The sequence below is a fragment of the Sphingomonas cynarae genome (genome assembly GCF_039537815.1).
GTDB lineage: Bacteria > Pseudomonadota > Alphaproteobacteria > Sphingomonadales > Sphingomonadaceae > Sphingomonas > Sphingomonas cynarae.
On sequence record NZ_BAABBF010000002.1, the window covers coordinates 33,375 to 50,875 of the forward strand.

At 66.0% G+C, this 17,501-nt stretch carries 17 protein-coding genes; 8 read left to right on the plus strand and 9 right to left on the minus strand.

Annotation, left to right across the window (positions count from 1 at the left end):
- Positions 1-3: 3 nt before the first annotated feature.
- The 8 genes from ABD719_RS03460 to ABD719_RS03495 all read right to left on the minus strand — a co-directional run bounded on the left by ABD719_RS03460 (position 4) and on the right by ABD719_RS03495 (position 9,968).
- On the minus strand, positions 4-840 hold the full coding sequence (locus ABD719_RS03460) for a DUF4198 domain-containing protein (RefSeq protein WP_344691997.1): 837 nt from the start codon (positions 838-840) through the stop codon (positions 4-6).
- A 14-nt stretch (positions 841-854) separates the two neighbouring features.
- On the minus strand, positions 855-1,334 hold the full coding sequence (locus ABD719_RS03465; RefSeq protein WP_344691998.1) for a DUF2271 domain-containing protein: 480 nt from the start codon (positions 1,332-1,334) through the stop codon (positions 855-857).
- Positions 1,335-1,345: 11 nt separating this feature from the next.
- The gene (locus tag ABD719_RS03470; RefSeq protein WP_344691999.1) at positions 1,346-2,023 is read right to left on the minus strand and encodes a PepSY-associated TM helix domain-containing protein; all 678 of its coding nucleotides are present in this window, start codon (positions 2,021-2,023) and stop codon (positions 1,346-1,348) included.
- Between the two features lie 39 nt (positions 2,024-2,062).
- Positions 2,063-4,540 (minus strand): DUF3772 domain-containing protein, encoded by a 2,478-nt coding sequence (locus tag ABD719_RS03475; protein WP_344692000.1) that lies wholly within the window; start codon positions 4,538-4,540, stop codon positions 2,063-2,065.
- Positions 4,541-4,620: 80 nt separating this feature from the next.
- The gene (locus ABD719_RS03480; protein WP_344692001.1) at positions 4,621-5,550 is read right to left on the minus strand and encodes a glycoside hydrolase family 43 protein; all 930 of its coding nucleotides are present in this window, start codon (positions 5,548-5,550) and stop codon (positions 4,621-4,623) included.
- 64 nt (positions 5,551-5,614) lie between these two features.
- The gene (locus ABD719_RS03485) at positions 5,615-6,523 is read right to left on the minus strand and encodes a flagellin (protein ID WP_344692002.1); all 909 of its coding nucleotides are present in this window, start codon (positions 6,521-6,523) and stop codon (positions 5,615-5,617) included.
- 8 nt (positions 6,524-6,531) lie between these two features.
- Positions 6,532-8,625: a flagellar hook-associated protein FlgK gene (flgK, locus tag ABD719_RS03490; protein WP_344692003.1), complete on the minus strand. Its 2,094-nt coding sequence runs from the start codon at positions 8,623-8,625 to the stop codon at positions 6,532-6,534.
- A gap of 23 nt (positions 8,626-8,648) precedes the next feature.
- Positions 8,649-9,968 (minus strand): flagellar hook protein FlgE, encoded by a 1,320-nt coding sequence (locus ABD719_RS03495; RefSeq protein WP_344692004.1) that lies wholly within the window; start codon positions 9,966-9,968, stop codon positions 8,649-8,651.
- Between the two features lie 206 nt (positions 9,969-10,174).
- On the opposite strand from ABD719_RS03495, the gene ABD719_RS03500 reads away from it, so the two are divergent.
- The 8 genes from ABD719_RS03500 (at position 10,175) to ABD719_RS03535 (ending at position 15,695) form a co-directional block, all read left to right on the plus strand.
- Positions 10,175-10,579, plus strand: a complete 405-nt coding sequence (locus ABD719_RS03500; protein ID WP_344692005.1) for a flagellar biosynthesis repressor FlbT — start codon at positions 10,175-10,177, stop codon at positions 10,577-10,579.
- Positions 10,576-11,946: a flagellar protein export ATPase FliI gene (gene fliI, locus ABD719_RS03505; RefSeq protein ID WP_344692006.1), complete on the plus strand. Its 1,371-nt coding sequence runs from the start codon at positions 10,576-10,578 to the stop codon at positions 11,944-11,946. The genes ABD719_RS03500 and fliI overlap by 4 nt, the downstream gene beginning before the upstream one ends.
- Complete coding sequence (locus tag ABD719_RS03510; RefSeq protein WP_344692007.1) at positions 11,943-12,389, plus strand: flagellar FliJ family protein; 447 nt, start codon at positions 11,943-11,945, stop codon at positions 12,387-12,389. The genes fliI and ABD719_RS03510 overlap by 4 nt, the downstream gene beginning before the upstream one ends.
- Positions 12,386-13,336 (plus strand): peptidoglycan-binding protein, encoded by a 951-nt coding sequence (locus ABD719_RS03515; RefSeq protein WP_344692008.1) that lies wholly within the window; start codon positions 12,386-12,388, stop codon positions 13,334-13,336. The genes ABD719_RS03510 and ABD719_RS03515 overlap by 4 nt, the downstream gene beginning before the upstream one ends.
- 145 nt (positions 13,337-13,481) lie before the next feature.
- On the plus strand, positions 13,482-14,375 hold the full coding sequence (locus ABD719_RS03520; RefSeq protein ID WP_344692009.1) for a sigma-70 family RNA polymerase sigma factor: 894 nt from the start codon (positions 13,482-13,484) through the stop codon (positions 14,373-14,375).
- 103 nt (positions 14,376-14,478) lie between these two features.
- On the plus strand, positions 14,479-14,982 hold the full coding sequence (locus ABD719_RS03525; protein ID WP_344692010.1) for a hypothetical protein: 504 nt from the start codon (positions 14,479-14,481) through the stop codon (positions 14,980-14,982).
- Positions 14,983-15,044: 62 nt separating this feature from the next.
- The gene (locus ABD719_RS03530) at positions 15,045-15,317 is read left to right on the plus strand and encodes a hypothetical protein (protein WP_344692011.1); all 273 of its coding nucleotides are present in this window, start codon (positions 15,045-15,047) and stop codon (positions 15,315-15,317) included.
- Between the two features lie 21 nt (positions 15,318-15,338).
- Positions 15,339-15,695, plus strand: coding sequence for a hypothetical protein (locus ABD719_RS03535; protein WP_344692012.1), 357 nt, complete (start codon positions 15,339-15,341; stop codon positions 15,693-15,695).
- Between the two features lie 292 nt (positions 15,696-15,987).
- Here the strand turns inward: ABD719_RS03535 and ABD719_RS03540 are convergent, their stop codons facing one another.
- Complete coding sequence (locus tag ABD719_RS03540) at positions 15,988-17,436, minus strand: radical SAM/SPASM domain-containing protein (RefSeq protein WP_344692013.1); 1,449 nt, start codon at positions 17,434-17,436, stop codon at positions 15,988-15,990.
- Between the last annotated feature and the right edge of the window lie 65 nt (positions 17,437-17,501).

A 17,501-nucleotide genomic window follows, 5' to 3' on the forward strand; every position in this document is an offset into this window, starting at 1 on the left:
GCGTCAGGGGGTAAGCACTTCCAGCGTGGTGGTGTAGTTCATCCGCCGCTCGGTTGCGCGTGGGGTGGTGGGCTTGGCATCGGTAGCGGTCGCGTTCAGCCAGTACATGCCGGCGGCCGGCCACGTTACCGTCACCACGCCGTCCGGCCCGGCGACCAGTTCCCGCGCACCCTCCGCATCGCGATACCGCTTGCCGCCGGGAACCACCGTTGCCTTCAGGCCGGCGGCAGGCTTGCCGTCGATCAGGAAGCGGAACCTGGCCGGCTGGCCTGCGACCAGTTCGTCCGGATGGGTAATGGGGGCGAATTCCAGCCCCTTGCCCATGATGGCGAACACCTTGGTGGTAGGTTCGCCAGCGGTCACGAAAATCTCGTTGCGGCCCGACATCTCGATCACCTTGACGTCGGTGGCGTTGGCCGGAATGTCAGCGACGGTCAGCGCTGCCGCGTCACCTGGCCGGGGCGGGCCACGGCGGCCGATCCGCTTCTCGACGCCGTCCGCCTTGAAACTGCCCATGACCGCGTTCTGCACCAGACCGATCTTCCACGTGCCCGGCTTGTCGAGCTTCACGTCGAAAGTGGAGCGGTAACGGCCGGTCGCGCCGTTCTGCAACTGGCCTTCGCTACCGTCGGGCTGCCAGACCTTCATGGGCTCGATCCGCAGCGGCTGATGATCGAAGAAGAACAGGTCGTTCGATATCGCGGCATCGACGGTGACCCAGCCGTCCGTCCCCGAAAAAACGGTGCCGGACGGCAATAGCCAACTGCGATGCGCAGAGACCATGGCGGGAACGGAGACCAGCGCGGCGGCGGCGATCAGGCGACGGACGAACGGCGACATGCGGATGATCCTTATCAACGGGGGGAAATGGTGACGGCGCCAAGTTCGGCCTTGCCGGCGGCGCGGGCGATGGATTTGGGGACGGACAGCGGCACCGACACCAGCTCGCGACCACCGGTCTCGCGTGCGGCCTCGACGTTCAGCACATATTGGCCGGGCTTCAGGTCGGCGGGCAGGGGGATGCTGTACTGGCCGGGCGCGCGGGTCGCGCCGCTGACACCGTCGGCGGGCATCGCCATCGACCGGCCGCCCTTGCGCCACCAGGCGCGCAGATCCGCCAGCCATTTGGTCCCGGGTTCGTTGCCGCGCTTCTTCACATCGTACCAGACGCCCAGCGTGCGGGCCGTGCCGCCCCCGGCCGGCTCCAGCCAGATCGCGACATAGGGACGGTGGTATTCGGCGACGTCGAGGCGCGGAATGGTGACGCTGACGGTCCCGGCGGCGGCAGGGGCGCTGATGGCACCGGCCAGCAGGACGAAACGGGATGGACGCATGACAGGCCCTTTCAGTGAAGGAAGACGAGGATCAGGATGACGGGAATGACCACGCCGAGCGCGACCATCGGCCAGGTCAGCGGACGGTGGCGCGCGTGAAACTGAAGCAGCAGAAGCCCGGTCAGCGTGAACAGGATGCAGGCACCGGCGAAGATGTCGATGAACCAGCTCCATGCGGTGCCGGCATTGCGCCCCTTGTGCAGATCGTTGAGATACGAGATCCAGCCGCGATCCGTGGTTTCCGCGGTGATGCGGCCGCTGGCCCGGTCGATGCTGACCCATGCGTCGCCACCGGGGCGCGGCAACGCGACATAGACGTCGGTATCGGACCATTCGCCCGGCCGGTCGGCGGGATCGAGACCCACCACCGTGGCGATCCGGGTAGCCACGGCAGCTGGCAGCGGCGCGTCGGCGGCAGGCGTTTGCGCCAGCATGCGCCGCAGCGCGGGCGGCAGGGTGCCCGTCTTTTCCTTCACCACCGGCGTCGCGCCGATCGTGGCGGCATGGTTCAAGGTGATGCCAGTGGCCGCGAACAGCAGCATCCCGACCAGCGAGACGGCGGCACTGATCCAGTGCCAGCTGTGCAACTGCTTCAGCCACCAGCTGCGCCACTTGCGCTTCGGCTTCGGCCGGGCGGCGGGCACCACGGTGTGGCTGCGATCCGGGGGAGGGGCGATTGTGTCGGTCACGAAACGCTCGCTAACCGGTGTCCGTCACGGGTTCAACCGCTATTGCGAACCACTATCACGATTGTTGGTGGCGGAAGCGATCATGGTGCCGGGGGACGACACCAGTTCCAGCCGCTGCGCGACGGTGCCGATCTCCACCCCCTCCTCTCGCAAGGTGTGGAGGAGCGCGAGCAGCACGTTGCTGCGCGCGCCGTACGCGGCACGGGGCGAGACAACCTGCGCCATGCAATTGAACAGGATACGGCCATCGGCGATGCCGTCGACGAATGCGTTGGGAGCGGGATCGGCGAGTACCGCTTCCTCGGCGGCGAAGGCATCCAGCACGATCCGGCGGACGCGCGGCGCATCGGTGCCGATCGGCACGGAGAAGAGAATCTGGATTCGCCCCAGCGGGCTGCCCAGCGTCTTGTTGAGCACGGATTTGGTGATGAGTTCGGAATTGGGAACGATCAGCGTCGAATGATCGCCCAATTCGATCTCGGTGGAACGGACGCTGATCCGCTTTACGTCGCCCTCGTCGGTGCCGACGCGGATCAGGTCGCCGATCTTGATCGGGCGTTCGGCCAGCAGGATCAGGCCGGACACGAAGTTCTGCGTGATCGCCTGCAGGCCGAAGCCGATGCCGACCGACAGCGCCGACAACAGCAGCGCGATCCGTTCCACCCCGATGCCCAGCGACGCGAGCGTCCAGATCACCGCCAGCGCGACACCCAGATAACGCGCGATCAGGCTGACCGAATTGCGCCCGTTGCCGTCGAGGTCGGTGGCGGGCAGGTAGCGGCGCTCCAGCCAGCCCATGAACGCACGCAGCAGCGTCAGCCCGACGAACAGCACGACGATTCCGCGCAGGATCGTGCCGGGCGAGATGGTGATCCCGCCGACCTTCACCCCCTGCGCCAGTACCCCCAGCCGCCCGAACAACGTGCCGACGCCATCGCCCGCACCGAACGGCGACACCAGCATACCCAGCGCGACGATCGCGAGCAGGACGCGCAGCACGCCCGACAGCAGCACGCCGAACTGGTCGATCGTGCTGCCGCGCAGGCCGAAGCCATGGCTCAGCGCCAGCCCGACCCCGCTGTCCCGCGCGAACACGGTCGAAGCGATATCGTCGACCGCGACCATCAGCAGATAGACGGCACTGCCGAGCAGCACGATCCAGACGATGAATTGCCCGACCAGCAGCCCGAACTGGACATAGCCGATCAGCAGCGCGAGCAGCGCCGCAGCCAGCGCGATCCACGTCGCCAGCATGACGATGCCGAGTCCGGTGCGGGCCGGCGCGGGCGCGGCTGGCACATCGTCGCCCGCCGCGGCGTCCATGGCGGCGGTCTGTTCCGCGCGCAGCCGTCCGACCGTCAGCAACGTCGCGCCGATCAGCATCAGGTACAATAGCGCTAGAAAGGCGGCGGTCGCGGTCTGCGCCGTATCGCTGGCCCCGATCGCCGTGTTGAACCCCTGCGTGACCAGCACGACGAAGCACAAGGCGCCGAGCAGCGGCGGGAACGGCCGTAGCCGGATCGCCGCGGCATCGGCGATCGGCGCTATCCGCCATGACGGCTGGCTAGTCATCAACACCGCCCCGCAGATCGAGATCGCGAACCCGGTGAACCCGGCCGCCCCGACCAGCACGTCGAGCATGTCGGCCCAGCCGGGCGGGGAGATACCCGACCAGCGCAGTCCCTGCATCGTCAGCACGCCGGCAAGAATCGGCGACAATGTGCCGACCAGCACCCGCCAGATCGCATTGGCCGACCGACGGATACGTTGGCCGGGCGCCTCCTCGATCAGCAGCCGGCGGCCGAGCCGCCTTGCCGCCTGTCGCCCCGGCATCAGCACCAGATAGCCGCCGACCAGCCCCAGTATCGCCTGCCACGGCAGATCGCGCCGCAGCCCCGCCTCGATCTGGCGTACCCCCGTCGTCACGAAATTCACGGCACGGCGCGCATCGCGGGGAAAGGCATGGAATACCGCCGTCCAGAACGCCGGCGTTACCGGCGAAGGGACCTTGGAGGAAATGCGGGCGCTGAACTGTTCTGCCTGACTCTGCTGAATCTCCTCGACCAGTTGCTGCCCCTCGATCGCCAGCAGGCGCGCGCGTTTGATCGCCGAATCGAGTACCGCGCGCTGCCGTGACAGGTCAGTGCGTTCCGCCACGATCTCGGGCGTTTCGGGGGCGCCCGGCGTGACCGGGCCAAGCTGGGCGATCCGCACTGCGATCAGGTCGAACTGGGCTTGCAGATCGGTCGCGGCGGCAGTGGCGGTGGCACGCGCGGCATCGGCGCGGGCGCGCAGTTGCTGGCGGTCCTTGTCATCGACGCGTTTGTCGAGCGCGCGGTCGATCGCGGCCAGTTCGGTGGCGACGCTGCCGATCTGCGCCGACGGTACCGGCGGCAGCGCGGGAGATGCGGCGGCCGCGACCGTCGCCCATGCCAACACGAACAGGACGATCAGTCCCGCAAGCAGCGTCGGGCACCGGCGGCGGCCGGCGGGTCGGATCAGGTCAGCGATATCCACCTCCCGTCCGGGTGCCGGACGTGGCGGATCGTCTAGGCACGGGGCCAGACCCACGCAACCGTCGCACCCGTCCGCCGCGATCAGCCAAGTGCGGCCAGCGCCGCGTGGCGGACACGGTCGATGGGGATGATCGTGCCATGGTTTGCCCCGGCGGGGATCACGATCCGGTCCGACACGTCGCGCCACGTCACCAGATCGCGTGAGGCGATCGCGCCGTATTTCTTGTCGATGTACCGATCGAAGAACACCACCGTCTCGCCATCCACCTCGATCGCGGTCGGCCCCTCGGCCCAGGCGGGGGTGATCGACGGCGACAGCGGCCCGAACCGGCCAGTCACAGGCGACAGCTCGCACCACTGGATCACCTTGCGCAGCGGTTCCTTGCGTTCGTCCTTCACGAACATGATCGTCCGGTCACCACGGTTCAGGAAGGTGGCGTCGATCACGCTGAACCCGGGATCATAGAACAGCCGGGTCGGTGAGAAGCGGCGGAAATCGGTGGTATCGGTGGCATAGAGGCGGTGATCGCCCTCCTTGCCCGCACCGTCGCCCCGCGTGCTGGCCCAGACGATCGTGAAGCGACGCCGCGCCGCATCGTACAGGATATCCGGAGCCCAAGTGTTGCGGGTGTCGGGAAACGCCGCCATCACCGGCACCGCCTGCTGCGCCGACCAGGTCACCAGATCGCGCGAGGACGCATGGCCGATCGTCCTGCCCGTCCAGCTCGTCGTCCAGACCATGTGATACAGACCAGTACGGGGATCGAGCGCCACGCACGGGTCGCGCATCAGCCGGTTCTCGCCGACCTGCGGGACCAGCATCGGCACCCCGCCGCGGACCGGACGATAGGTGAAGCCATCGTCGCTGATCGCCAGCCGCATCCCGGCGCCGCCATTGTCGGCATTGGCGAAATAGGTGAAGGCGAAGCACCGGTCACCGCGCGCCGCGAGAGCCGGCCCCGCCACCGCGGTCGCGGCGAGGGCGACGCACAAGTCGCGTCGGTCGAGCATGGTCTTCTCCCGAAAATTCTTCGGGCGGGACCGTGCCGTCTTCCCGCCGGATCGTCCAGACGCCCTATCGCAGATATTGGGTCAGGCTGAGGTCGCTGAGCTGCGTGAAGACCGAATAGCTGGCCTTCAGCACCGTCTGCTGCTGGGTCAGCTGCATCGCGATCTCGCCATAGTCGGCATCCTCGGCATCGGAGATCAGGCTGGTCAGCAGATTCGACCGTTCCTCGCCGCGGGTCGCCAGCGTCTCCGCCTCCGTCTGCTTGCGGCCGTTTTCGGCATTGATGGCGCGGACCTGGGGCAGGGCGGAATCGATCTGGCCCAGCGCGGTCTTCAGCGCATCGATCTGGCCGGGGCTCAGCGTGTCGCCGATCGTCCCCGCGCCCGCCAGCGTCTGGAACGCCGACAATATCCCAGATCCCAGTTCGCGCGCACCGACCCCGTAGGTCATGTCGACGCCGTCGCCGATCCGGGCAGAGGCACGGACATCGTCGTTGCTGAACGCGGTGGCTGGGGTCAGGCCGATCGTTGCGGACAGTGTCTGGGGCTTGAACGGCGTCGCGTCGGTCTGCGCTCCGGCGAACAGGGGGTTGCTGCCGTCGGTTGCGTTCAAAGCGGCGCGGAACTGGTCGAACGCCCCCTCGATCGCGCCTTGCAGGCCGGCGGTCTGGCCGGTGCCGATCACCGTCATCAGCTTCTGGCGCAGGCCCGCGGCGGATTCGTCGATGTTGGAAATGTTGGCGTCGTAGAGCGACAGCGTGGTGCCCAGCCGCTTGGCGGATGAGGACTGTGCGTCCTGCGCGGAACGCAGGCTGCGTGCCGACAGCGTGCGGCCGGCATCGATGCCGAGGCCGGCCAGGTCGTTGGCCTTCTTGCCCGAGTTGAGCTGTAGCTGCGTGTCCGCCAGCCGCTGCTGTGCCTGCTGGATGCCGGCGGACAGCGTACGCTGGAGGGGAATGGTGGCGACGCGGATCATGGCGGTTCCTATCGTCCAAGTTGAAGCAGGGTATCGTACATCGCGGTCGCCGCGCTCATCACGCGGGCCGAAGCGGCATAGCTGTTCTGAAGAACCACCATCTGGGACAGTTCCTCGTCGATGCTGACGCCTGAATAGTTATCGCGTCGCGCGATCGCGTCGTCGCGGCGCGCGGTCGCTTCGGTCGTGCGGTCCTTGGCGCGAGCGGCGGCGGTGCCGGTATCGCCGAGCAGCGTATTGGCGAAGCGCGACATCGTCGTGATGCCGCCGGCCAGATCGATATTGGCCCCCAGCGCGTCCGCGAACGCGGCGGCACCGCGCCGGTCGCCGTTACCCAAACCCTTCTGGCCGATCGTCGCGGTCTGCAACCGGGCGAGGGGCAGGCCATCGGGATTGCTCGCGATGTCGCGACGCACCTCGCCGGTCGCCAGTGCATTGCCACCGCTTAGCCCCGTGATCGCGGCCAGTCCGATGCCGATGCCGCCACGATCGGTGGTGTCGGACAGTACCGACAGCGTGCTGCCGGCGGCGGACGCTTTCGATGAAAAGCCGATCCGCCCCATGTCGTCGAGCGCGAAGCTGCCATAGGCAGCCATCGGGCTGGTATTGAGGTCGGCGACGAGGGCATCGAAGCCGGAACCGGTCGAGGCGGTGATCTTGAGCGAATAGGTGGCGACCATTCGGCCGGACGTATCGCGCAGGGCGAATTCGGTCGCCTGACCGGCCGTGAAGCCGTGCGGATCGGTACCCTTCAAACCCGTCGGGGTCAGCATCGCTCCGTCGCTGCGGACCAGATCGTTGAGGCCGAAAAACTGCGAGAAGCCCGCCCCGGCGCGGTTGCTGGGGGAGGCGGCGTCCTGTGCGACGACCACGCCGTTACCGCCGCTTGCCGCCTTGATCGTCAGCTTGCCGTCGACGAAACTGGCGGTGCCGGTGCCGCTCAGTCCGGCGTTGATCGCGTCCACCGCCGTAGCGATAGTCGCGCCGCTGCCCAGGGCATCGAAGTCGATCGCGACACTGTCCACCACGGTGCCGTCCCGCGCGGTGACCGCAAAGGTCGCCTTGCCCGAAAAGCCGAGCCGGTCGGTTTCGAGCAGCGGCGTGCGCGTCCCCTCCAGTATTGCCGGGGCGGGAGAGGTGGTGCCGGCATTCGATGCCGCATTCAACGATCGGGCAAGGCCGTCATACAGCGTGTTCAGCTTTTCGGAAAAAACCGGCAGCTCCGCATCGCGCAAGCTGATCAGCCCACCCAGCTTGCCACCCGCCGCAGCGTCGATCCGCTCACCCGTGGCAGCGCCGGCGGTGCCGTCCGTGTCGGCAAAGCGCAGTTCGACGGGGGGGTAGAGCGTCTGCGAACTGCCCGCGCCGTTCGACGGATAGGACAATTGGCGCAGGCGGCGGTCAATCAGCTGGACGCCGGCGGTGGTGTCGATCGTCAGTCGGCCGTCGGGCTGCTGACGCGAGACGATGCCGATCAGTCCGCCTAGTTCCTCGACCGCGGCGTTGCGCTGGTCCGCAGCGCCAGCGGAACTGCGGCCCAGCCCTTCCGAACGGGCGACGGTTTCGTTGAGCTCGTGGACCTGGCGTAGCAGCGAGTTGATGCGGGTGACGGTATCGCCGACCTCGCCCTCCACGTCGCTGCGCAGTCCGGATACGTCCTTGGCGAGTTGCTGGACCGAACGGATCGCGTCGCCGACATCGCCGATGAAGGCGGCGTTGGTCTGTGTCCCGCCGGCCGCACCGGTCATGGTGGTGGCGGAGGCGGCGACCGCGTCGAGCCGCGACGGCAGACCCGCCTCCGCACCCGTAGTGCCCAGGAACGACTGGAGCCGATCCAGATAGATAGACCGGGTTTCCGCCGCGCCGGCGGCACCGGCTCGGGTGAAGACGGTCGCCTCCAGAAACTGGTCGGCGACGCGGCCCGGCTCGCCCACCGTCACGCCGCTGACGCGTCCGGCGGCGGTGTCGGTCGACAGGTTCGTCTTCTCGCGCGCGTAACCGGGCGTGTTGACGTTGGCGATGTTGTTCGAGACCGTGCGCATGCTGGCCTGCGCCGCGCCCAGCCCCGAAAGGGCCGAATTGAGGATCTCGCCAAGGGACACCGCCGTATTCTCCTAACCGTCGATCAACGCTTCAGATTGCTGACTTCCTGAAGCATGTCGTCCACCGTGGTGATGATCTTCGAGGCGGCGCTGTACGCACGCTGAAAGCGGATCATATTGGTGAATTCCTGCGCCAGGTCGGACGTCGACGCCTCCAGCTTGAAGGCCTGGATCGCTCCTGCGCCGAGCGAGCCCGGCGCGTTGATCGCATAGGAGCCCGACTGTTCGGATACCGCGAAGGCGTTGCCCGACACGCGGGTCAGCGCGTTGGGATTGGGCACGGTCGCGACCGGCAGCTGGAACACGGTGCGGCTGGTGCCGTCGTCGAACAGCGCGCTGACCTTACCGGTATCGGACACCTGCACCGAGGCGACGTTGCCCAGCTTGCCGCCGTTGACGGTATAGTTGATGGCCGAAGAATCGGTGTTGAACTGCGTCAGTCCGTCGAGCTTGCCGTCGCTGCCGAGGCTGAGGACGATCGGCTGCGCGCCGGCGCCGTTGGTCCAGGTCGGCACGACCGGATCGAACACGGCGGCAGTGCTGTTCGCTTTGTCGAGGCTGCCGTCCGGATTGAACTTGATCGTCCCGCTCTGCATCAGGCCGTTGGTGACCGCGGTGCCATTCGAGGCGGAAACGTCGCCCGGGGGCTGCATGTAGATTTCGGCCTGCCAGGTGTTCGGCCCGGTCTTCAGATAGCCCATCGTCATCTGGTGCGATCCGCCCTGCGCGTCATAGACGTCGAACGAGCGTGACCAGGTAGGGGCAACCGCGCCGGTCGCCATGTTACCCGCGACATAGGTGCCGGCGAAGGTCGTCGCGGTCGACTTCAGGTTGGCGCGCAGCGTCAGCGACGAGGTGGAGGCGGCGGTACCGGTCAGATCATTAAGCCGGATCGGCTCTAGGCCATTGACCGAGCCGGTGTTGTTGTAGTTGCCCTGGGTGTCGAGACGCCAGCCCTGCAGGTAGAGGCCCGCCGAGTTGCGCAGATAGCCTTCCTTGTCGGGGGTGAACGAGCCCGCGCGGGTCAGTGCGACGGACGTGTCCGCGCCCTTGCCCGATCGGGTGACGAAAAAGCCCTGGCCGTCGATGCCGAGATCAGTCGAACTGCTCGACGCCTGAAGCTGACCCTGTTGCGAGATCAATGCGCGGGGCGCGGCGTTGACGCCGCCTGCGACATAATTGGGACCGGTCTTGCCGTCCGCCACCATCGTGCTGAACTGCGCGTCGACGCTCTTGTACCCGACCGTGTTGATGTTGGCGATGTTGTCGCCGACCGTGGCCATCGCGGCCGCTTCGGCCTTGAGGCCGGATACGCCGGAAAACAGCGCGGAATACAAGCTCACTCGACATCTCCCGTGGATGGGGCCGGCCCATGACCGGTTTGGATGCCTTATAGGTGACGGTGCCCGGTGCCGGTCGGAGCCGGCTGAGATAATCGTTGTTGGAACGCCAAACTCTGGGGAAGGCGGCAATTTCTGCCGGGTAGCCCGACCGCGGCCGATCCGGTGATCCTATTAGAGAGCCGATAGCTGTTGAGGATGATGATGCGATGACCCTGCGGATTTCGCTGCGCGATGGTGAGAAGATGATCGTGAACGGTGCGGTGATGCGCGCCAGTGGCCGTGTCGAACTGATGATCGAGAACCATGTCGCGTTGCTGCGCGGTCGAGAGGTGATGCAGGCGGAAGAGGCCAGCACGCCGGCCCGGCGTCTCTATTTCACCTGCATGATGGCCTATATTGATGAGAGCGGCCGATCAGACCACCAGCAGCATGTTGTCGGGCTGCTGGGCGACCTGATGAGCGTGTTCCGCACCGACGAGGCGCGTATGGCCTGTCTTGAATTCGCCCGGCTGGCGGCGCTTGGCGATTATTATCGCGCGTTGGGCGTCTGCCGCCAGCTGATGACCTACGAGGCTGCGGCCTTCGACCGGCTGGCTGGCGAGGCGGCGTGACCCCGGCTGTCGACCTCTTTCGGGCCGCCGCCGCCACGTTGCGCGACACCCCGACCGAGGAGCGCTATGGCCGGGTGGTCGCCGCGCGCGGCGCGTTGATCGAGGTCGATGGTCTGGCGGGCGCCGCGCAGATCGGCTCGCGCATCCGGATCAGCACCGGCAAGGGCATGATCGAGGCGGAGGTGACCGGGCTCGATGCCGGGCTGGCGCAATGCCTGCCGTTCAGCGAGGCGCAGGGGCTGGCTGCGGGCAATCACGCCGTGGTCGCCGCAGGGCAGTTCGCGGTGCGGCCGTGCGATGCGTGGCTCGGGCGGATGGTAGACGGTCTTGGTCGTCCGGTCGACGGGGGCGGGGCATTGGCGTCGGGCAATCTCGCCCGTCCGATCCGCGCCAACCCGCCGCTGGCCGCAACCCGGTCGCGGGTCGGCGAACGGGTGGAGACGGGGGTGCGCGCGCTCGACGTGTTCGTGCCGCTGTGCCGTGGCCAGCGGCTTGGCCTGTTCGCGGGTTCCGGCGTCGGCAAATCGGTGCTGCTGTCGATGCTGGCGCGCTGGACCAAATGCGATGTCGCGGTGATCGGCCTGATCGGCGAGCGCGGGCGCGAGGTGCAGGAGTTCGTCGAGGACGATCTGGGGCCGGAAGGGTTGGCGCGCAGCGTCGTCGTCGTCGCGACCTCGGACGAGCCGGCACTGATGCGGCGGCAGGCGGCGTGGACCACGCTGGCGATTGCCGAACACTTTCGCGATCAGGGGCTGAACGTGCTGTGCCTGATGGATTCGGTCACCCGCTTCGCGATGGCGCAGCGTGAGATCGGTCTCGCTTCTGGCGAGCCGCCGGCGACCAAGGGCTATACGCCGACCGTCTTCGCGGAACTGCCGCGGCTGCTGGAACGCGCGGGGCCGGGCGCGGCGGGGCAGGGGTCGATCACCGGCCTGTTCACGGTGCTGGTCGATGGCGACGATCATAACGAGCCGGTCGCCGATGCCGTGCGCGGCATCCTCGACGGCCACGTCGTCATCACCCGCAAGATCGCCGAGCGGGGTCGCTATCCCGCGATCGACATCCTGAAATCGGTGTCGCGCACGCTACCGCATTGTCATTCCGCGGAAGAGAACGCGATTCGCCTCGCCGCGCGGCGCATCCTGTCGACACACGGCGACATGGAGGAGATGGTGCGGCTGGGTGCGTACAAGCCTGGCTCCAGCGCGGAGGTGGACGAGGCGATCCGCATCGCGCCGGATATCGAAAAGCTGCTGACGCAGGGCAAGGGCGATCGCGGCTATGCCGGCGCCACGTTCGACACGCTGGCCGGGCTGATGGAGCCCGCTGCACCCGTGGACGCCTTCCCGATGGGCAGAGCGGCATGAAGACGCCCTACGACGCCCCGTTGCGCGTCGCCGAACGCGAGCTGGACGAGGTCCGCGCCGCGATCGGCGCGGCGCTGGGGGAGATTCGACAGATCGAGGACGCCGCGGCGTCGCTGCGCGATACGATGGCGCGCGAAACCGCAGCGGTGGCCGGCGATCATAGTCTGGCGGCGGAGCGGTTCTTTGCCCGCGCCCGCGAACGCCGCACACAACTGGCCACGGCCTGCGAAGCCGCGAACGCACGGGTGGAGACGCTGCGCGAGCGGGCGATCGAATGTTACGGTGCGCGTACCGCGATCGGCAACGCCGCCGCTCGTTATCGACAGGAGGCGGAACGCGCCGCCGCCGCCGCTGAACAGGCCGCGCTCGACGATATCGCCGCCTCGCGGCTGGTGCGGCTGCGGCGGCGACGTCGGCCGGTCACGGCCCGGCTTGCATCATGATCGACCGGCTCGCGCTCCAGTCGCTGCCGCCTGCGCAGCGGGCCCGCCTGATCTATGGTGAGGTGCAGGCCGATATGTCGCGCCGGCTGTGGCAGGCGGCGTTGGGCAATGGCGATGGCGCGGCTGACGGCGATACCGTCACTCGCGCGCAGTTGCCGGGGGCGGCGGAGGAGCGTTCGTCGCTCGACACGCTGCTCGCGCTGCTGAAGCCCGATGCCCCCGCTACTCCCATCGCGCCGCGCGCCATCGCCGAGCCGCGGGTGGCGGAGGCAAGGATTGCCCAGCCATCGCACGACGATGCGCCGGTGGCCGGGCTGGGGCCGAACGCCCGTTATGCCGGGGTGATCGACGCGGCGGCGGAACGTACCGGCCTGTCTCCGGCCGCGCTGGCGGCGATCGTCGACGCCGAGGCGGGTCGATCCGCCGACGGCAGCTGGCAGACCTGGTCGCGCAACCCGCGTTCCAGCGCCGCCGGGCTCGGCCAGTTCCTCGCCGGGACATGGCAAGGCATGGCCGAGATTCCAGGCACCTGGCTCAACCAGCAGGCGCGCGGCAACGGCTGGCTCGATGCGCATGGCAAAGTGGCGGCCGGCGCGCGCAGTGCATTGCTGGCGCTGCGCTACGACCCCGCCGCCTCGATCAACAGCGTCGCCGATTATGCCCGCCGCAACATCGACGGGCTGGCGCGCGCCGGCGTGACCGATCGGGATACCGGCGGCAATACCGCCCAACTCGCCTATCTCGGTCATCATCTGGGGCTGGGCGACGCGATCCGTTTCATGCGCGGTGGCCTGCCCGAATCGCGGGCGCGCGTCCTTCTCAATGCCCAGGTCGGCACCGCCGGCAGCGAGCGGCGGATCGAGGCGGCGGGTGGCGCACGGGCGGCGCATCGCAGCTGGTTGATGGGTTATCTCGACCGGAAATTCAGCCCCGAGCGATTCGGTTAAGCCGATTGGGCGCCTGGAAGCGGTGTTCGCTCCAGGAAGCAAAATAAATCAGGCGGTTAAAACCGAAAACCGGATGTTAACCATTTGAGCCGAAATTGCCCTTGTCCGGCGGGAAAGCCCGCCCCGAGATTCGAGGGAATGTTCGATGTCGAAAATCACTGCCGCTCTGGAAGCCGCGGTCACGGTCGTGATCGGCAACACCCCCGCAGAGGGCGCACGGCAGACCAACCGGCAGCGCGTCGAATCGGATCGTGCCTTTGCGCAGATCCTGAAGCTGATCGCTCCGCGTATCCGCCACTTCATCCGCCAATACGGTCTGGTCGCGCATTGGGACGATGCCGAGCAATGCTGCGCGATCGGCGTGCATCGCGCGATCCTGGCCTATGATCCCACCAAGGCGCAGTTCACCACCTTCGTGAACTGGCAGCTGCGCGGCGAATTGCAGGCACTGCGTTTCCGCCTGATGACCGACCAGCGCCAGTCGGCCAAGAAGGTCGCGGCGACCACCGTCTCGCTCCATGCCGGCATCGCCGGTGCCGATGGCGAGGAAAGCTCGCTGGAGGCGACCATCGTCGACGAGCAGGCGCTGGAACTGACCGAGGCGGGCGCATCGAGCTACATGGCCGCGATCACCCGCACCAAGCTGATCGAGGAATATGTCGATCAGCTGCGCATCGCCGGTACCGAGCAGTTGCAGCGCAAGGCGCGTAGCAAGAGTGCCGAACGTCCGCTCGACCCCTCCGTACCCCGTCTCAAGGCGGCGCTGTATCCGGTCGATGCCGCCGAACTGGCCGCCGTCGAGGAAAAGATCGCGTTGCACCGCGAGGCCCTGATCCGCCGCCTGTCCGACGATGTCGAGGTGGACACCACGGCCGTGGTCGACGAGGCGGCCCGCGAGCGGCTGCGCCAGGTCGCCAAGCGCGCCACCGCGGCGATGGCCGACATGGCCGAGCGCACGCCGCGCTTCGCCGAGGTGCTGACCGCGCCGGCCCCGTCGCGCTGGCGTCGCCAGGCCGCCACGGTGGCGGTGGCGGGCTGAAGCCGGCAGGTAGGAAAAAATTGCCGATCTTCACGAAAAGTTGACGAACCCGCCCGCGACTCCGTTTCTCGTCCTACTATAAGGACAGTACGGGAGACAGCGGATGATGACGGCCAGCATGATGGAAATACCGGCATGCCGCACGCTGCCGATCACGGATAGCCTGTTCGCCGAGGCGGCAAGCGACATCGCGCTGATCGGCGGCGGCCTGTTGATGCTGCACGATGCGCCGCTCATGGCGGTGTCGCTGCCCAGTGACGGCTGGCAGACCGGTTGGCCGCTGATGATCTGGAACGCGGGGCTGTCACCATGCGAGGATCATGTCCGCGCGGTATGCGAAAACTCGCTGACCGGCCCCGCGCTGGAGGCGCTGTGCCTTGCCGCCGACGCGCTCCACGACCGGCTCACTGCCTGGGCCTGGATGGATGTCGACGTGCGCGGCCTGTGCGCGATCACTGACGGTACCGGGCTGGCGATCGGCCGCATCGCCGACCTGATAAAGGGCCTGCTCCACGCCGCCCCGCGCGTGACGCCGGTGCTGCCGATGGCGACCGACGGCCTATGGGCGCTGCTCGGTGAAGTGGCGGGGGATGCCGTCTGCCACTAGGTTGGTTATTCGTTCATATCTTGTTCGTGTAGTGTAAAATTTCATGTGCTGAATGGAAACTCTTGGCTCTTGCAGCCAAGAAGGAAAATCGCATGACGACCTATTGCTATCAACCTTTGATGCCCTGTGCCGATTATCTTCAGGCATATTTCTTCCGATTGGGTGGCGATATCGCAATATTGGGCCGGGTCGCGGGTCAATTCGCGGTCAGCGAAAACTCACCCTCCGGCATGACGTTGCTCGTGACGGCCGGTGCCGCCTTTCGATCCGGCTCGGTGATCGAGGTACCTGCGCGTGTCACGGCGACCATCGTCGCGCCCACCGGCAATCCATAGATCGATCGCGTCGTCATCAACATGACGACGGATGTGCTGGTGGTGCAGGCAGCGGAGGCATCGGTGCCGACGGTCCGGCTTGTTCCTGTCGGGCACCTGCCGCTCCTGACACCCGGCATGACGGCGATCACCAACGCCGCCATCACCGACGAACGCCCGAACGGCGGTGATGGCACCACGCAGGGCGGTGGGTTGGTTGGCGTGCTAGACGTTCACGACGAACGGCATTTACATGCCGACGCCGGGCACGAACAGCATCATCGTAGAAGTCGTAGACGGCGGCGGTACGACAGCCACTGGAGGAAGTACGGGAGCTGCTTCCAGCGGAGGGTGCGCGGGAGCCTATGCAAGGGCGGCATTCGCCCCAAATTTCAATAACGTTGCAGTAGCCGTGGGGCTAAGGGGGCATCGATTGCTTTCGGTGCCCCCTCGTAATTTTGGTAGCGGAGTTTTTAGCGGCGGTAATGGACTTAGCCGTTCCGTATGGGTCCAAGTGCAGAAGGTAGCGGCTCTGGCTCGATATTCAATACGGGGCCCAAAGTCGGTGCGACAGGCATCGTGATAGTGTATCAATACAAATAAAATGGTATTTATATTTCGATCATGGCCGTCATCGGTCCTAAAGTTCGATGGCGACCGTGATTGCATAATTATCTATTGGTTTGTCACATCAGTGCGAGAACTTCCTGGTGATGGTGCCGGTATTTGGCAGGAACTCCTCCAGATCGCCAAGCAAGACAATCGGATCGTGTAACCGCTCGTCCGCCATACATGCGAGAAAATCGTCATGCTCGGGATGAATAGGCAGGAACATCGCCTTTTCACGGTATTCATCGGAGGAAAATGTGCCCCAATTGGTAATCCGGGCAAAATAAATACCAGTGGCTCCGACCTGCTTAGCTAGGTCGACTGCGTCGCCCATTTCTCGATAATTGTCGGTTTGTACCGTAAAGACCAGTTCGAAATGATCGATCAGCCCGGCCGCAGTCAGGCGGCCAGCGAATGCCATGTTCTCCATCATTAGCGGCCAACGTGCGCCGCGGCGCAGCAGTTCGTGCGTCGGGCCGGTGGCGGCATCGGTACTGATCTTAAGAATCTTTACCCTGTTGTGCAGGGCGGGAAAACTATCCCACTGGCGGGGCGTGAACAACATGCCGTTGGTCATGATCTGGAAACGGAGGTCTGGATATTCTTCCGGGGTCAGCCGTTCCATCATTGATCGAAAGTTCTTACTGGCGAAGGGGTCGCCCGACCCGGTGATAAATACCGTTTTCGCGTTTTTCAGCATCGGCAGGATCGCGTTCTCCTGCATGTCATTATAGCGAGCACGGGTGGCATCGTCCGCAGCGTATCGCTCTACCCGGCAACTGGGACAGGACAGGTTGCAGGTACGATCGTAGGCGAGATTAACGATCTCCGGACCGGCAGGCACCTCAGTCGCCATTTCCTCGACGATCCGGCGCCAGTGATCGGACCGTTCGGCCACCTCGCTGGCTTTGGGCAGGCTGCCGCTCTGAATGCGCGGGCAGGCACCCTTATTGCAATAGCGATAGGATCCGTCGTGAATGCTGGCCCGGATCGCTTGTGCGGTGTCGCCGTTCCACACGTTCGGCCAAGGCGTTCTGGTCATGTCGCCGACGGAGGTCTGCAACCAGCTTGCGCAGCATAGGTGACTGGATATTTCGAGAACATCCATCTGAATGAACGGTGTCTCGCAAAAGGTGCCAGCAAGTGCGTATTTGGGATTGGTAGGATCAGCCATCGCGTGAAGATGAAACAGGGCCCCCTGGACCAGCGGGGAAAGACTGTAGTCAGCGGCGAACGGCGTCAACACCTCGATGATTGATGCAGGACTGCCTTCCACGGCCGCGCACAAGCCAAGTAACAATTGTGCAGAGACGCACGTGTTGAGATCGCTGGCCAAGTGACCCCGCCGCCGTAACGCATCTGGTAGATCAGGTGCCTGTGCCAGAAGGTTGGGCAGCATCTCCCATAATTCCGGATGGTCGAGACCATCGGAAAGGACGCTGAACATCAGATCGGCGACATCCTCTGCGCCAAATGGAGCAGACGCGACATTGACGTCTGCCTCTTCGATAAGCGCGTGGTCGATCTTCATGGCCAGGTCCTTCCGGAATAAATACCGTTCAGGACATTTTAGGAAAAAAACCAGGTTTGGATCAT

Excerpts from the sequence above, each read along its gene's own strand:
- ABD719_RS03460 (WP_344691997.1), bottom strand. The coding sequence starts at position 840 with ATGTCGCCGTTCGTCCGTCGCCTGATCGCCGCCGCCGCGCTGGTCTCC.
- ABD719_RS03465 (WP_344691998.1), bottom strand. The coding sequence starts at position 1,334 with ATGCGTCCATCCCGTTTCGTCCTGCTGGCCGGTGCCATCAGCGCCCCT.
- ABD719_RS03480 (WP_344692001.1), bottom strand. The coding sequence starts at position 5,550 with ATGCTCGACCGACGCGACTTGTGCGTCGCCCTCGCCGCGACCGCGGTG.
- ABD719_RS03485 (WP_344692002.1), bottom strand. The coding sequence starts at position 6,523 with ATGATCCGCGTCGCCACCATTCCCCTCCAGCGTACGCTGTCCGCCGGC.
- ABD719_RS03500 (WP_344692005.1), top strand. The coding sequence starts at position 10,175 with ATGACCCTGCGGATTTCGCTGCGCGATGGTGAGAAGATGATCGTGAAC.
- ABD719_RS03510 (WP_344692007.1), top strand. The coding sequence starts at position 11,943 with ATGAAGACGCCCTACGACGCCCCGTTGCGCGTCGCCGAACGCGAGCTG.
- ABD719_RS03515 (WP_344692008.1), top strand. The coding sequence starts at position 12,386 with ATGATCGACCGGCTCGCGCTCCAGTCGCTGCCGCCTGCGCAGCGGGCC.
- ABD719_RS03520 (WP_344692009.1), top strand. The coding sequence starts at position 13,482 with ATGTCGAAAATCACTGCCGCTCTGGAAGCCGCGGTCACGGTCGTGATC.
- ABD719_RS03525 (WP_344692010.1), top strand. The coding sequence starts at position 14,479 with ATGATGACGGCCAGCATGATGGAAATACCGGCATGCCGCACGCTGCCG.
- ABD719_RS03535 (WP_344692012.1), top strand. The coding sequence starts at position 15,339 with ATGACGACGGATGTGCTGGTGGTGCAGGCAGCGGAGGCATCGGTGCCG.
- ABD719_RS03540 (WP_344692013.1), bottom strand. The coding sequence starts at position 17,436 with ATGAAGATCGACCACGCGCTTATCGAAGAGGCAGACGTCAATGTCGCG.